The sequence below is a fragment of the Micromonospora sp. DT227 genome, from assembly GCF_049841835.1.
Classification (GTDB): Bacteria; Actinomycetota; Actinomycetes; order Mycobacteriales; family Micromonosporaceae; genus Micromonospora.
Genome location: NZ_JBNCLA010000024.1, coordinates 1 through 13,177 on the forward strand (window position 1 = coordinate 1; position 13,177 = coordinate 13,177).

The following is a 13,177-nucleotide window of genomic DNA, read 5'->3' on the forward strand; positions in this document are numbered from 1 at the left end:
TGGGGCACCCCGGAGCAGATCACCGATCCCGAGTACTCGACCCTGGCGTTCCTGAAGGGGTTGAAGCAGGTCGACGGCTGGCAGGACATGCCGGTGACCAAGGCCGCCCAGACCGTGCAGGTGTCGGCCTACCCGGATGCGTACGCGCAGTGGGAGAAGCAGGCCACCGACCTGGTCAACAAGCACTGGAACAGCTGAGACAGCGCGCGAAGGCCGGCACCCCGCCGAGGGTGCCGGCCTTCGGCGTTTCCCCGCAGACACGAGGCGTGCCGGTCTTCCCGCACTACGTCACGCTGGGGACAATCGGATGATGGATCACCCCCGTGAGCTCACCGTCGAGGCGCCCCGGGTCTGGGACCGGCCGGTCGTCTCCGTACCGGTGTTGATCTGCCTCTCCCTGGTCGGTGGCCAACTGCCGTCGTTCTCGACGGTGGCGAACCTCTACATTCTCGGCACCGGCGGGGGGTTGATCTGGGTCGGTCTGAGCAACCGGGTGCCCCGACGCCCGGCGCCGCGCCGGCTGCCGTCGGCCGCGCTGTGGTGGCTGCTGCCGGTCACCGTCTTCGGGGTCTTCGAGGGGGCGACGTTCGTGCTGTCCGTGGGCGACGACTTCCCCACCTTCTCCCGGCTGGCCGATCCGCTGCTCGAGGACCATCTGGCCCGCTCGGGGGCCTGGTTCGCCTGGCTGGCCGCGTTCTGGGGACTGGTCCGCCGATGATGCGCGCGCTGGCCATCGGCGGCTTCCTGGCCGCCCTGCTGCTGTTCGCGGTCGTCGAGTGGGCCGCCCGCCGGGAGGGCTCGCGAGTCCCGTCCCTGGCGGACGTCTGCGCCTTCGTCATGCGGTACGAGGTCGGCCCGGTGCCGGTGGGCCGGATCGGTCTGTTCGGCTTCTGGTGGTGGCTGGGCTGGCACTTTCTCGCCCGCTGAGACGCCGCCGGAAACGGGGTTGCCTGTCCGCATCGCGGGAACAGTGGGCACTATCTGGAAAGTGAACGTTAATTTGGGTGCGGGACCGGCGCTTCGCGGCGCTGGTCACGGGGGGTGGTGCCGCACCCGGCGCTGCCTCCCTCCAGGGTCAGACCGACCCGGGCTCACGCTGCCAGGCGAGCCGCTCCGGTGATCCCGGACCGCTGCCCGGCGCGCAGCAGGCCGACGACTCCGGTCGCGGCGCGACGGTCGTCGCGTCGTCGACGACGGGGCGTCGGACGCCCGCAGGGCCGCCGTGCCTCGGTGGTCCGCACCCTGGAAGGACATGCCATGCCGAGCAAGCGCAAGCCGCAGACCGAGACCACCAACGACGAGGCGCGCGAGCAGATGCGTCGCGCGTTGCAGACCTCGATGGACACCCGTCAGTGACGCAGGCCGCCCGGCGGTGACGCCGGCCGGCTGGGGCCCCGTGACACCGTGACCGGCCCCATCGCCAGCGTCACCGCCGCACCGGTCGCCTGACCCGGTGCCCCGACCGGCGACCAGTTCCGCGCCGAGGTGGCCGCGCTCGCCGCTGGGCCACCGCGCCGAGCGCCGACCCGATCTTCCCCAGGGCTGCCCGGAGCGCGTCGATCTCGACCTCCTGCGCTACGTCTGGCGCTATCCGCGCCGTTCCCGCCCCCGCGTGTTGGCGGCCGTCGCCGCGTACGCCCCGGACCTGCCGGTGCGTCGGCTGCGCGGCCGGCGGCACGTGGCCCGCTTCCTGGCCGGGATAGGTAAGCGGTCCTAGCGGGTTGCGTGCCTTACCGGCCGCGTGCCAGGATCGGCGGCGATGAGCACGACCGCCGCCCCCGCCTCCGCCGCCACGCCCCGGCGGATCGCCGCCCTCGCCCTGCCCGCGCTGGTGGTGCTGGCCGCCGAGCCGCTCTACGTGCTCGTCGACACCGCGGTGGTCGGCCATCTCGGGCGGGTGCCGCTCGCCGCGCTCGCCGTCGGCGGCACGGTCATGACGCTGACCGCCTGGATCGGCACCGTCGTCGCGTACGGCACCACGGGGCGGTCGGCCCGCCGGTTCGGTGCGGGGGACCGGGCCGCCGCGGTGGCCGAGGGCGTCCAGGCGTCCTGGCTCGCGCTGACCGCCGGCGTGCTGGTGGCGGTCGCCATCGGCATCGGCGGGGGCGCGCTGGCGCGTACCCTCGTGGGCGGTCCCGGCGAGGTGGCCGACGCCGCCGCCGGCTGGCTGCGGGTCGCGGCGCTCGGCGCACCCGGCCTGCTGCTCGCCGCCGCCGGCAACGGCTGGCTGCGCGGCATCCAGGACACCCGCCGGCCGCTGCTGTTCGTGCTCGCCCCCAACCTGCTCTCCGCGCTGCTCTGCCCGCTGCTGGTCTACCCGGCCGGGCTCGGCCTGGTCGGCTCCGCGGTGGCGAACGCGGTGGCGCAGACGCTCTCCGGCGCGCTCTTCGCGGCGGCGCTGGTCCGCGAGCGGGTCTCCCTGCGGCCCCGGCCCCGCACCATCGGGCAGCAGTTGGTGCTCAGCCGCGACCTGCTGGTCCGGGGCGTCGCGTTCCAGGCGAGCTTCCTGTCCGCGACCGCGGTCGCGGCCCGCTTCGGCGCCGCGGCGGTCGGCGCGCACCAGATCGCCGTACAACTGTGGTTCTTCACCGCGCTGGTGCTGGACGCCCTCGCGATCGCCGCGCAGGCCCTGATCGGCGCCGCGCTCGGTGCCGGCGACGCGGCCGGCGCGCGGTTCCTCGCCCGCCGCGTCGCCCTGCTCGGCGGCGTGTGCGGCGTGGCGTTCGCGGTGCTCATCGCCGCCGGCGCCGGCGCCGTGCCGTCGTTGTTCAGCTCCGATCCGCAGGTACGCGAGCAGGCCATGGTGGCTTGGCCGTGGCTGGTCGCGCTCCAGCCGATCGGTGGTGTGGTGTTCGCGCTCGACGGGGTGCTGATCGGCGCCGGCGACGTGCGCTACCTGCGCAACCTCACCATCGTGGCCGCGCTGGGCGGGTTCCTGCCGGCGATCTGGCTGGCCTACGGCCTCGACCTCGGGCTGGGCGGGATCTGGGCCGGCCTGACGCTGTTCGTGGTGCTCCGGCTGATCGCGCTGCTGCTGCGACTGCGTTCCGGCGCCTGGGCGGTGGTCGGCGCGGTCCGCTGACCGCCGCACGGCAGGCGGGCGCCGGCCGGACCGACGTCAGCAGGTGTCCGGGAGGTCGAGGGTCTTGTCCGGGTCGAAGACCGCGTCCGGATCCGGGTCGACGGGCCCGCCGAACGAGGGCTTGCCGAGCGCGAGCAGGCCCTTGTCCCAGGCCGCGCAGTCGATGTTGGAGGCGTACGAGTCGGACTTCTCGATCCAGAGTCCGAGCGAGCCGCGGCGCACGTCGTCCGGGTGGGGCACGCTCCACACCACGGTGTCGTGCACCACCACGACACCGTCGCCCGGCTCGGTGCTCGCGGTCGGGAACGCGTACGCCCAGACGAAGTTCGTGGTGACCGCCAGGATCCGGATGCCGCGCGGATCCTTGGTGGCCCGGTAGCTGATCCGGCCCTTGACCCGGGGCTGGTCGGCGGTGAGCCGGGCGCCGGGGGCCAGCCGGGTGGCGTAGCTGCCCACCTCGCCTGAGGGGACGTCGCCGCGCAGGTCGGCCCGGGCGTCCGGCGCGAACTGGCGGACCAGCCGCTCCGGGTTTTTCGCGGTGAAGAACGCGCGGTCCAGTCGCGCGGTCACCAGCGCCTTGCGCACCTTGGCCAGCGTGTCCGCCACCTGCTTCTCGGTGAACGGGCCGGTCCGCTTGGCCCGGGGCAGCGCGATCCCGGCCGCGCCCTGCGGGAACGCGGCGGCCGGGGTGCCGTCGAACGGCCCGGTGGCCGGTGGCGGCGACGCCGAGGTGACGGCCTGCTCGCCGCTGGGCGGGCTGACCGTCGGGTAGGCCACCGGGGCCGCCTGCCAGCGTCGGTAACCCTGGTAGCCGACCGTGGTGACCACCCCGGCGCAGGCCAGCAGCAGCACCGCGACCGCACCGCCGAGCAGCTTGCCCGAGTGCCGGGCCAGGCCGATGCGCCAGCGTTCGAGGCGGGTGGGCTCGGCTTCCGGAGCGGCCTGGCGGAGCCACTCGGGAACCCGCCCCAGGGCGTCCGCGGACAGCGGGTCGGCGGGGTCGGGCTCGGGGGCGGCGCGGTGATCGGTCATCGGACTTCCGGGGGCGGCGGGACGAGGGCGCATGATCTTGGCACCTCGTCGACCCCGGCGGTATCCCCCGCGGGGTCGGTCGCCGCCGTCTGGCAGGCTTGGCGGTCGTGAGCGCAGACGGTCTGATCGTGGTCGACAAGCCCGGCGGCATGACGTCGCACGACGTGGTGGCCCGCATCCGGCGGCTGGCCCGGACCCGCCGGGTCGGGCACGGCGGCACGCTGGACCCGATGGCCACCGGTGTGCTCGTGATCGGGGTGGGGCGGGCGACCCGGCTGCTCACCTACGTGATCGGCGCGGGCAAGAGCTACGCCGCGACGATCCGGCTCGGCCAGGCCACGGTCACCGACGACGCCGAGGGGGACGTGATCGCCACCACCGCCACGTCGGGGGTGACCGACGACGCGGTCCGGGCCGCGCTGGCGGCGCTGACCGGCGAGATCGACCAGGTGCCGAGCGCGGTGAGCGCCATCAAGATCAATGGAGAGCGGGCGTACAAGCGGGTCCGCGACGGGGAGAGCGTGGAACTGCCCGCCCGCCGGGTCACCGTCTCCCGCCTCGACGTGCTGGCCATCCGCCGGAACACCCCGGACGTGGTGGACGTGGACGTGGACGTGACCTGCTCGTCCGGGACGTACATCCGCGCCGTCGCCCGGGACGCGGGCCTGGCGCTCGGGGTCGGCGGCCACCTCACCGCGCTGCGTCGGACCGCGGTCGGCGGCTTCGCGCTGGCCGAGGCGGCCACCCTGGCGCAGCTCGAACAGCGCGCGCCGGAGGTGGTGAACCTGCCGCTGGACGCCGCCGCCGCGCGGTTCTTCCCGCGCCGGGACGCCACCGCCGAGGAGGCCCGCACGCTGTCCCACGGCGGGCCGCTGGCCCCGGCCGGGATCGCCGGTCCGTACGCGGTCTTCGATCCGGCGGGCGGGCTGATCGCTATCGTCAGCGAACGGGACGGGCGGGCCCGCGCGGAGATCGTGCTGGCCCCGGCCTGACGGCGCGCGGGCGGACAGGGGAGGAACGGCATGCAGCGGTGGCGGGGGTACGAGGCGGCGCCCGGCGGCTGGGGGCGTTCGGTGGTCACCATCGGCGTCTTCGACGGGGTGCACCAGGGGCACCAGGCCACCATCGGGCACGCCGTGGCGCGCGCCCGGGAACTGGGCGTCAAGTCGGTGGTGGTGACGTTCGACCCGCACCCGGCCGAGGTGGTCCGCCCCGGGTCGCACCCGGCGGTGCTCACCGAGCAGGCCCGCAAGGCGGAGCTGATCGAGGCGCTCGGCGTGGACGTGCTCTGCGTGGTGCCGTTCACCGCCGAGTTCTCCCGGCTGCCGGCCGAGGCGTTCGTGCACGACATCCTCACCGAGCACCTGCACGCCGCGCTGGTCGTGGTCGGCGACAACTTCCGGTTCGGGCACCGGGCGGCCGGCGACGTGGCGCTGCTGGAGCGGCTGGGCCGCACGTTCGGCTTCGGCGTGGAGGGCGCCCCGCTGGTCGCCGAGGCGGGCACCGTCTTCTCGTCCACGTACATCCGCTCCTGCGTCGACGCCGGTGACGTGCGCGCGGCGGCGGCGGCGCTGGGCCGCCCGCACCGGGTCGAGGGCGTGGTGGTCCGCGGCGACCAGCGCGGACGTGAGCTGGGTTACCCCACCGCCAACCTGCTGACCCACCGGTACGCGGCGGTGCCCGCCGACGGGGTGTACGCGGCCCGGCTGGTGCGTCGCGGCGGCGACCCGCTCGTGGCGGCGGTGTCGATCGGCACGAACCCGACGTTCTCCGGCCGGGAGCGCCGGGTGGAGGCGTACGCGCTGGACTTCTCCGGTGACCTGTACGGTGAGCGGCTGGCGCTGGACTTCGTGGCGCACCTGCGCGAGCAACGGACGTACGACGCGATCGAGCCGCTGGTCGCCCAGATCGCCGAGGACGTGGAGCGCACCCGACGGGCGGTGTCCTGACCCGCAGGGGAGACCTTGACCGGCCGGGCCGGTCCGGGGCTGGTAGGCTGACGGAGACGTCGGCTGACCGACGGGAGCCTCGCGTGCCTGCACGACGCCGCGGGCGCGAGGAATCCGGTCCGTCGCACCGGTCGCCACGACCGCTCCGACAGACCTCATCGAACCACCCACGAAACAGGGAGAACATGGCGCTCGACCAGGAAGCCAAGGCCAAGATCCGCCAGGAGTACGCGACCGCCGAGGGCGACACCGGTTCGCCGGAGGTGCAGGTCGCGGTCCTGACCAAGCGGATCGCGGAGCTGACCGAGCACCTGAAGGTGCACAAGCACGACCACCACAGCCGCCGTGGGCTGCTGCTGCTGGTCGGCCGGCGCCGTCGGCTGCTCAACTACGTCCAGAAGAAGGACATCAACCGCTACCGGTCGCTCATCGAGCGGCTCGGCCTGCGCCGATGACCTGACGGGGGAGTGGCCGCTCGGCCGCTCCCCCGTTCCGGTACCACCAGAAAGAACCCCGGCCGCGCGACGACCCGAGAGGGAGCCGGTCAGCACCGGTCTCCGGTAGTGGCCCCCGGGAATCCCGGCATCATGCCGGCCCACCCGGGCGCTTCGATCGAAGACCGGCCGCCTGAGCAGTTCCCGTGTCGTCGGCCGACGACGCGAAGGAGCACCACAGCACATGACCGAGACCAACCTCGGCACCGAATCCCGCACCGCCGTGATCGACAACGGGTCCTTCGGCACCCGTGAGATCACCTTCTCCACCGGCCGGCTGGCCCGGCAGGCCGCCGGCTCCGTCGTCGCCCAGCTCGGCGAGACGGTCGTCCTCTCCGCCACCACCGCCGGCAAGCAGCCGCGTGAGTCGTTCGACTTCTTCCCGCTGACCGTCGACGTCGAGGAGCGGATGTACGCCGCGGGCCGGATCCCCGGCTCGTTCTTCCGCCGCGAGGGCCGGCCCAGCGAGGACGCCATCCTCACCTGCCGGCTGATCGACCGGCCGCTGCGCCCGTCGTTCGTCAAGGGCCTGCGCAACGAGGTCCAGGTCGTCGAGACCGTGCTGGCGCTCGACCCGCAGCACCCGTACGACGTGGTGGCCATCAACGCCGCCTCGATGTCGACCAAGCTCTCCGGCCTGCCGTTCTCCGGCCCGATCGGGGCGACCCGGGTCGCGCACGTGGACGGCCAGTGGGTCGCCTTCCCGACCCTGGAGGAGCTGGCCCGGGCCACCTTCGACATGGTCGTGGCCGGTCGCACCCTGGCCGACGGCGAGGTCGCGATCATGATGGTCGAGGCCGAGGCCACCCCGAACGCGGTGGCCCTGATCTCGGACGGCGCCACCGCGCCGACCGAGGAGATCGTGGCCAGCGGCCTGGAGGCCGCCAAGCCGGCCATCCGTGAGCTGTGCCGGGCGCAGAGCGAGCTGGCCGAGGTGGCCGCCAAGCCGGTCAGCGAGTTCCCGGTGTTCCTGGACTACCAGGACGACGTCTACGACGCGGTGGCCGACGTGGCCCGCGCCGACGTCACCGAAGCGCTCAAGATCGCCGGCAAGGCCGACCGCGAGGAGGCCCTGGACCGCATCAAGGCCAAGGTCGCCGAGGAGCTGTCCGGCCGCTTCGAGGGCCGCGAGAAGGAGCTGTCCGCCGCGTTCCGCTCGCTGACCAAGTCCGAGGTCCGCAACCGGGTGCTGCGCGAGCAGGTCCGCATCGACGGCCGCGGCCCGCGCGACATCCGTCCGCTGAGCGCCGAGGTCGGCGTGCTGCCGCGGGTGCACGGCTCGGCGCTGTTCGAGCGCGGTGAGACCCAGATCCTGGGCGTCACCACGCTGAACATGCTGCGCATGGAGCAGATGGTGGACACGCTGTCCCCGGAGAACCGCAAGCGCTACATGCACAACTACAACTTCCCGCCGTACTCCACCGGGGAGACCGGCCGGGTCGGCTCGCCGAAGCGGCGCGAGATCGGCCACGGCGCGCTGGCCGAGCGGGCGCTGATCCCGGTGCTGCCGTCGCGCGAGGAGTTCCCGTACGCCATCCGGCAGGTCTCCGAGGCGCTCGGCTCCAACGGCTCCACCTCGATGGGTTCGGTCTGCGCCTCGACGCTGGGCCTGCTCTCGGCCGGTGTGCCGCTGAAGGCCCCGGTCGCCGGCATCGCCATGGGCCTCATCTCCGACGAGGTCGACGGCAAGACCCAGTACGTGACGCTGACCGACATCCTCGGCGCCGAGGACGCGTTCGGCGACATGGACTTCAAGGTCGCCGGCACGCGTCACTTCGTCACCGCGCTCCAGCTCGACACCAAGCTCGACGGCATCCCGTCGGACGTGCTGGCCGCCGCGCTCCAGCAGGCGCACGAGGCCCGGCAGACCATCCTCGACGTGATGCAGCGGGCCATCGAGACGCCGGCCGAGATGTCCGACTACGCGCCGCGGGTCACCACCGTCAAGATCCCGGTCGACAAGATCGGCATGGTGATCGGCCCGAAGGGCCAGACCATCAACGCGATCCAGGACGAGACCGGCGCCGAGATCTCCATCGAGGACGACGGCACGATCTACGTCGGCGCGACCAACGGCCCGTCGGCCCAGGCCGCGGTGGACCGGATCAACGGCATCGCCAACCCGACCCTGCCGAAGGTGGGGGAGCGGTTCCTCGGCACCGTGGTGAAGACGGCCGCGTTCGGCGCGTTCATCTCGCTCCTGCCGGGCCGCGACGGCCTGCTGCACATCTCCAAGGTGGGCGACGGCAAGCGCGTCGACAAGGTGGAGGACTTCCTCAACGTCGGCGACAAGGTCGAGGTCGAGATCGCCGACATCGACGCCCGCGGCAAGATCTACCTGGACAAGATCCGTCCGGAGGGCGCCGAGGCGCCGGCCGCCGGTCAGGCTGCCGGTGGCGACCGTCCGGCCGGCCGGGACCGCGGTGGCGACCGTGGCCCGCGCGACCGGGGCGACCGGGGCGGCGACCGTGGCGACCGTGGCGGTGACCGCGAGGGCGGCGAGCGTCGCTCGGAGGGTGGCGGCGAGGGCGGCGACCGGCCGCGTCGCCGTACCCGGCACAGCTGATCGACCGACCGGCCCGGGTGACGTACGCGTCACCCGGGCCAGCCCACGGCTCCAGGTCGCACGGCGGGCTGGAGCCGTCGTTCGTCCCCCCACCCCTCGTGGCACGGAGAGCAGGTCTGTCGTGAGTTCGTCCACCCCGGCGGCACGGGCGGTCACCCGCACCCTCAGCGACGACCCGCTCGGCGGCACCGTCCGGCGCACCGTGCTCCCCAGCGGACTGCGGGTGCTCACCGAGGCGATCCCGGCGATGCGCAGCGTCTCGTTCGGCATCTGGGTGGCGGTGGGCTCCCGGGACGAGACCGGGTCGCAGGCCGGCGCCGCGCACTTCCTGGAACACCTGCTCTTCAAGGGCACCAAGAAGCGCAGCGCGTTGGAGATCTCGTCCGAGATCGAGGCGGTGGGCGGCGAGACCAACGCGTTCACCACGAAGGAATACACCTGCTACTACGCGCGGGTGCTGGACGAGGACCTGCCGCTGGCCATCGACGTCATGTGCGACGCGGTCGCCGACTCGGTGCTGGCCGCCGCCGACGTGGAGACCGAACGCGGCGTCATCCTCGAAGAGATCGCCATGCACGACGACGAGCCCGGCGACGAGGTGCACGACCTGTTCGCCCGCGCCGTCTACGGCGACCACCCGCTCGGCCGGCTCATCTCCGGCACCGAGGAGACGGTCACGCCGATGACCCGGCGGCAGATCCAGAACTTCTACCGCAGCCGGTACACCGCGCCGCAGATCGTCATCGCCGCCGCCGGCAACCTCGACCACGCCGCCGTGGTCAAGCTGGTCCGGCAGGCGCTGCGGGGCACCCCGCTGGACACCGACCCGGCCGCGCCGGCGCCGCACCGCGCGACCACCCCGGCGGTACGCACGAAGCCGGCCACCACACTTGTCGAGCCGAAGGAGACCGAGCAGGCGCACGTGCTGCTCGGCTGCCCCGCCATCGACCGCACCGACGAGCGGCGCTTCGCCCTGGGCGTGCTCAACAACGTGCTCGGCGGTGGCATGTCCAGCCGGCTGTTCCAGGAGATCCGCGAGCAGCGCGGCCTCGCGTACTCGGTCTACTCCTACGCCAGCCAGTACGCCGACAGCGGCGTGTTCGCCGTCTACGCCGGCTGCGCGCCCGGCAAGGTGGACGAGGTGCTGGCGCTGACCCGCGCCGAGCTGGCCCGGGTGGCCGCCGAGGGGGTCACCGAGGCCGAGCTGGTCCGGGGCAAGGGGATGAGCAAGGGCTCGTTCGTGCTCGGGCTGGAGGACACCGGCTCCCGGATGAGCCGGCTGGCCAAGGGCGAGCTGCTCTACGGCAACCTGATGCCGGTGGACGAGCTGCTGGCCCGGGTGGACGCGGTGACGCTGGCGGACGTGAACGACCTCGCCGCCGAGCTGCTCGGCCGGCCGATGTCGCTGGCCGTGGTCGGCCCGTTCGACGAGGGCGCGTTCCCGGCCGACCGCTGACCGGTCCGGCGGGTGGGGCGCGTCCCGATTGGGATAGGTTGTGCCCCGTGACTGACGTGCGGGAGAAGGGCCCGGCCGAGGCGGCGCGGGTCGGTGTGCTGGGTGCCCGGGGCCGGATGGGCCTGGAGGTCTGCAAGGCGGTCGACGCCGCCGCCGACCTGGAGCTGGTGGCCGCCGTCGACCAGGGCGACGACCTCGCCGCGGTGGCCGACGCCGGGGCCGGCGTCGTCGTCGACTTCACCACCCCCGACGCCGTCATGGACAACCTGCGCTGGTGCGTCGAGCGCGGCGTCCACGCGGTGGTCGGCACCACCGGCTTCACCGAGCAGCGGCTCGCCCAGGTGCGGGAGTGGCTGGCCGACCGGCCCTCGGTGGGCGTGGTGATCGCGCCCAACTTCGGCATCGGCGCGGTGCTGATGATGCAGTTCGCGGCGCGCGCCGCCCGGCACTTCGAGTCGGTCGAGATCGTCGAGCAGCACCACCCGCGCAAGCTGGACGCGCCGAGCGGCACCGCCACCCACACCGCGCGGCTGATCGCGGCGGCCCGCGCCGAGGCCGGTCTCGGTCCCGCGCCGGACGCCACCCGCGACGAGGTGGCCGGCGCCCGGGGCGCCGACATCGACGGGGTACGCGTGCACGCGGTGCGCGCCACCGGCCTGGTCGCCCACCAGGAGGTGCTGTTCGGCACCACCGGTGAGACGCTGACCATCCGGCACGACTCGTACGACCGGGCCTCGTTCATGCCCGGCGTGCTGCTGGCGGTCCGCGAGGTGGGTCGCCGGCCGGGCCTGACCGTCGGCCTGGACGCCCTGCTCGACTGATTCCCGCCGCACCACCCGGCCGGCGTGCTGATGTGCCGGCGTGTTGGTGTGCGGCTGCGCAACGGCGATCAAGCGGCGCGGTCGTCGGCGGGTGCAGGCTGGGCACATGACCTCGACGGACGGACTCACCAGCCTCCTCGACGTGCTCCAGGCCGCGCTCGACGACCCGGAGGTCGCCCCGGTCGACCTGGCCGCACGGGCCCACCTGTCCCGGTTCCACTTCGACCGGCTGGTCGCCGCGGCCACCGGCGAACCGCCCGGCGTGCTGCGCCGGCGACTGCTCCTGGAACGGGCGGCCCATCGGCTCGTCACCAGCGACCGGACCGTCCTCGACATCGCGGTCGAGGCCGGGTACGGCTCGCACGAGGCGTTCACCCGTGCCTTCCGTCGGTCGTACGGCTTCGCCCCGACCGCGGTCCGGCGACGTCGTCCGCTGACCTTCCGCGAGCTGGAGCTGCCCTGTCCCAGCGGCGTCCACTTCCAACCGCCCGGTGGCCTGCGGCTGCCGGCCGCACGTCAGGAGACCCCGATGAACGTGCTCCAGTCCCTGGTCGACCACCACGTCCAGACGCTCACCGCGATCATCGACCGCGCCGCCGGTCTCGACGACCAGGTCCTCGACCGGCCCGTCACCGTGTCCGTGGCGACCATCGACGAGCAGCCGACGCTCCGCTCGCTGGTCAACGCCATGGTCACGCAGGAGGAGCACTGGCTCTCGGCGCTGCGCGGCGGGGAGTGGCCCGACGAGAGCGACCGGTCGATGACCGGCCTGGCCGCCCGGCACGCGGTCGCCGGCCGCGACTGGCAGACCTTCGTCGCCCGGACGCTCGCCGACGGCACCCTGGCGGACACGTTCGTCGACACCACCTGCACACCCCCGACCACCCACACGCTCGGCGGCACCATCGGTCACGTGATCACCTTCGCCGCCGTGCGTCGGACCATGGCGATCGGTGCCCTGCGCAGCGCCGGGGTCACCGACCTGGGCGCCGGCGACCCGCGCCCGTACCTCGACCGCGTCGCCCGCGCCACCACCGACTGACGTGAAGGAGGGGCCCCCTGTTAACGCATTCTGCATAACAGGGGGCCCCTCTTATCGCCTCGCGGCTCCGCCTCGCGCTTCCGGCTTCCGACTCGCGGCGGCCCGGGCGGTGGGGTGCCGGCGGACCCGACCGGGCCGCCGTGACCTCGGCGAAATCGATGGTCGGTGGGCGCAGCCGAGCCTAGGCTGGCCACCATGATCGACTCTGGAGAGCGTGACCACCTCGGCCGCCGGGTGACCCTGCGGCCGGTGGACGACGACAACTGGCGGCCGGTGGCCGACGTGGCCCCGCGCGACGACCAGCGCGCCTTCGTCGCCGCGCTGGCCGCCCGCTACCTGCTGCTCTCCACGCACTCGGACGTCTGGAACTCGCTCGCCGTGTACGCCGACGACACCGTGGTGGGGCACGTGATGTGGGGCGTGGACGACGACGGCTCCCGCTGGATCGGCGGCATGGTCGTCGACGCCGCCGAGCAGGGCCGAGGGCTGGGCCGCGCCACGGTACGCACGCTGGCCGGTTGGCTGGCCGAGGCGGGCCAGCCGATCCGACTCAGCTACCACCCGGACAACACCGCGGCCGCCGCCCTCTACACCTCACTCGGCTTCCGCCCCACGGGCGCACTGGAGGACGACGAACTGGTAGCCGAACTCCCCTCGCCTGACTGTGAGCATGGCGGGGTCGGTTCAGCGGTGGTGAGCTGATAGCTGGCAGCAGTGGGTGTGACTCTTCGTCTG

At 73.6% G+C, this 13,177-nt stretch carries 13 protein-coding genes and 1 pseudogene; 13 read left to right on the top strand and 1 reads right to left on the bottom strand.

Annotated features, from left to right (window positions below):
- The 5 genes and pseudogenes from ACLQ2W_RS33515 to ACLQ2W_RS33535 all read left to right on the top strand — a co-directional run.
- Positions 1-198: pseudogene (locus ACLQ2W_RS33515) on the top strand (hypothetical protein); the annotation flags it as partial.
- A 112-nt stretch (positions 199-310) separates the two neighbouring features.
- The gene (locus tag ACLQ2W_RS33520) at positions 311-718 is read left to right on the top strand and encodes a hypothetical protein (protein ID WP_107156085.1); all 408 of its coding nucleotides are present in this window, start codon (positions 311-313) and stop codon (positions 716-718) included.
- Positions 718-927 carry a DUF6186 family protein gene (locus ACLQ2W_RS33525; RefSeq protein WP_405094165.1) on the top strand — a complete coding sequence of 70 codons (210 nt, stop codon included), beginning with the start codon at positions 718-720 and terminating at the stop codon, positions 925-927. The genes ACLQ2W_RS33520 and ACLQ2W_RS33525 overlap by 1 nt, the downstream gene beginning before the upstream one ends.
- A 526-nt stretch (positions 928-1,453) precedes the next feature.
- Positions 1,454-1,717, top strand: a complete 264-nt coding sequence (locus ACLQ2W_RS33530; RefSeq protein WP_425791863.1) for a hypothetical protein — start codon at positions 1,454-1,456, stop codon at positions 1,715-1,717.
- Between the two features lie 42 nt (positions 1,718-1,759).
- A complete protein-coding gene (locus ACLQ2W_RS33535; protein WP_425791865.1) occupies positions 1,760-3,082 on the top strand; it encodes an MATE family efflux transporter in 1,323 nt (440 codons plus the stop codon).
- Positions 3,083-3,118: 36 nt separating this feature from the next.
- Here ACLQ2W_RS33535 and ACLQ2W_RS33540 read toward each other — a convergent pair whose 3' ends face one another.
- Entirely contained in the window at positions 3,119-4,114 is a 996-nt protein-coding gene (locus tag ACLQ2W_RS33540) for a hypothetical protein (RefSeq protein ID WP_425791867.1), read from the bottom strand.
- Positions 4,115-4,221: 107 nt separating this feature from the next.
- On the opposite strand from ACLQ2W_RS33540, the gene truB reads away from it, so the two are divergent.
- From truB to ACLQ2W_RS33580, 8 genes are all read left to right on the top strand, one after another.
- Positions 4,222-5,106, top strand: coding sequence for a tRNA pseudouridine(55) synthase TruB (truB, locus tag ACLQ2W_RS33545; protein ID WP_425791869.1), 885 nt, complete (start codon positions 4,222-4,224; stop codon positions 5,104-5,106).
- 30 nt (positions 5,107-5,136) lie between these two features.
- A complete protein-coding gene (locus tag ACLQ2W_RS33550; RefSeq protein ID WP_405092921.1) occupies positions 5,137-6,063 on the top strand; it encodes a bifunctional riboflavin kinase/FAD synthetase in 927 nt (308 codons plus the stop codon).
- A 185-nt stretch (positions 6,064-6,248) separates the two neighbouring features.
- Positions 6,249-6,518 (top strand): 30S ribosomal protein S15, encoded by a 270-nt coding sequence (rpsO, locus tag ACLQ2W_RS33555; protein ID WP_013284678.1) that lies wholly within the window; start codon positions 6,249-6,251, stop codon positions 6,516-6,518.
- A gap of 223 nt (positions 6,519-6,741) precedes the next feature.
- The gene (locus ACLQ2W_RS33560; RefSeq protein WP_425791871.1) at positions 6,742-9,123 is read left to right on the top strand and encodes a polyribonucleotide nucleotidyltransferase; all 2,382 of its coding nucleotides are present in this window, start codon (positions 6,742-6,744) and stop codon (positions 9,121-9,123) included.
- 121 nt (positions 9,124-9,244) lie between these two features.
- Positions 9,245-10,579, top strand: coding sequence for a M16 family metallopeptidase (locus ACLQ2W_RS33565; RefSeq protein WP_425791873.1), 1,335 nt, complete (start codon positions 9,245-9,247; stop codon positions 10,577-10,579).
- A 47-nt stretch (positions 10,580-10,626) separates the two neighbouring features.
- Positions 10,627-11,400, top strand: a complete 774-nt coding sequence (gene dapB / locus ACLQ2W_RS33570; RefSeq protein WP_425791875.1) for a 4-hydroxy-tetrahydrodipicolinate reductase — start codon at positions 10,627-10,629, stop codon at positions 11,398-11,400.
- Positions 11,401-11,506: 106 nt separating this feature from the next.
- Positions 11,507-12,442: a helix-turn-helix domain-containing protein gene (locus ACLQ2W_RS33575; RefSeq protein WP_425791877.1), complete on the top strand. Its 936-nt coding sequence runs from the start codon at positions 11,507-11,509 to the stop codon at positions 12,440-12,442.
- Positions 12,443-12,637: 195 nt separating this feature from the next.
- Positions 12,638-13,144, top strand: a complete 507-nt coding sequence (locus tag ACLQ2W_RS33580) for a GNAT family N-acetyltransferase (protein ID WP_425791879.1) — start codon at positions 12,638-12,640, stop codon at positions 13,142-13,144.
- Positions 13,145-13,177: the final 33 nt, after the last annotated feature.

Excerpts from the sequence above, each read along its gene's own strand:
- ACLQ2W_RS33575 (WP_425791877.1), top strand. The coding sequence starts at position 11,507 with ATGACCTCGACGGACGGACTCACCAGCCTCCTCGACGTGCTCCAGGCC.
- ACLQ2W_RS33520 (WP_107156085.1), top strand. The coding sequence starts at position 311 with ATGGATCACCCCCGTGAGCTCACCGTCGAGGCGCCCCGGGTCTGGGAC.
- ACLQ2W_RS33560 (WP_425791871.1), top strand. The coding sequence starts at position 6,742 with ATGACCGAGACCAACCTCGGCACCGAATCCCGCACCGCCGTGATCGAC.
- ACLQ2W_RS33540 (WP_425791867.1), bottom strand. The coding sequence starts at position 4,114 with ATGACCGATCACCGCGCCGCCCCCGAGCCCGACCCCGCCGACCCGCTG.
- rpsO (WP_013284678.1), top strand. The coding sequence starts at position 6,249 with ATGGCGCTCGACCAGGAAGCCAAGGCCAAGATCCGCCAGGAGTACGCG.
- ACLQ2W_RS33550 (WP_405092921.1), top strand. The coding sequence starts at position 5,137 with ATGCAGCGGTGGCGGGGGTACGAGGCGGCGCCCGGCGGCTGGGGGCGT.
- ACLQ2W_RS33535 (WP_425791865.1), top strand. The coding sequence starts at position 1,760 with ATGAGCACGACCGCCGCCCCCGCCTCCGCCGCCACGCCCCGGCGGATC.
- ACLQ2W_RS33580 (WP_425791879.1), top strand. The coding sequence starts at position 12,638 with ATGATCGACTCTGGAGAGCGTGACCACCTCGGCCGCCGGGTGACCCTG.
- ACLQ2W_RS33525 (WP_405094165.1), top strand. The coding sequence starts at position 718 with ATGCGCGCGCTGGCCATCGGCGGCTTCCTGGCCGCCCTGCTGCTGTTC.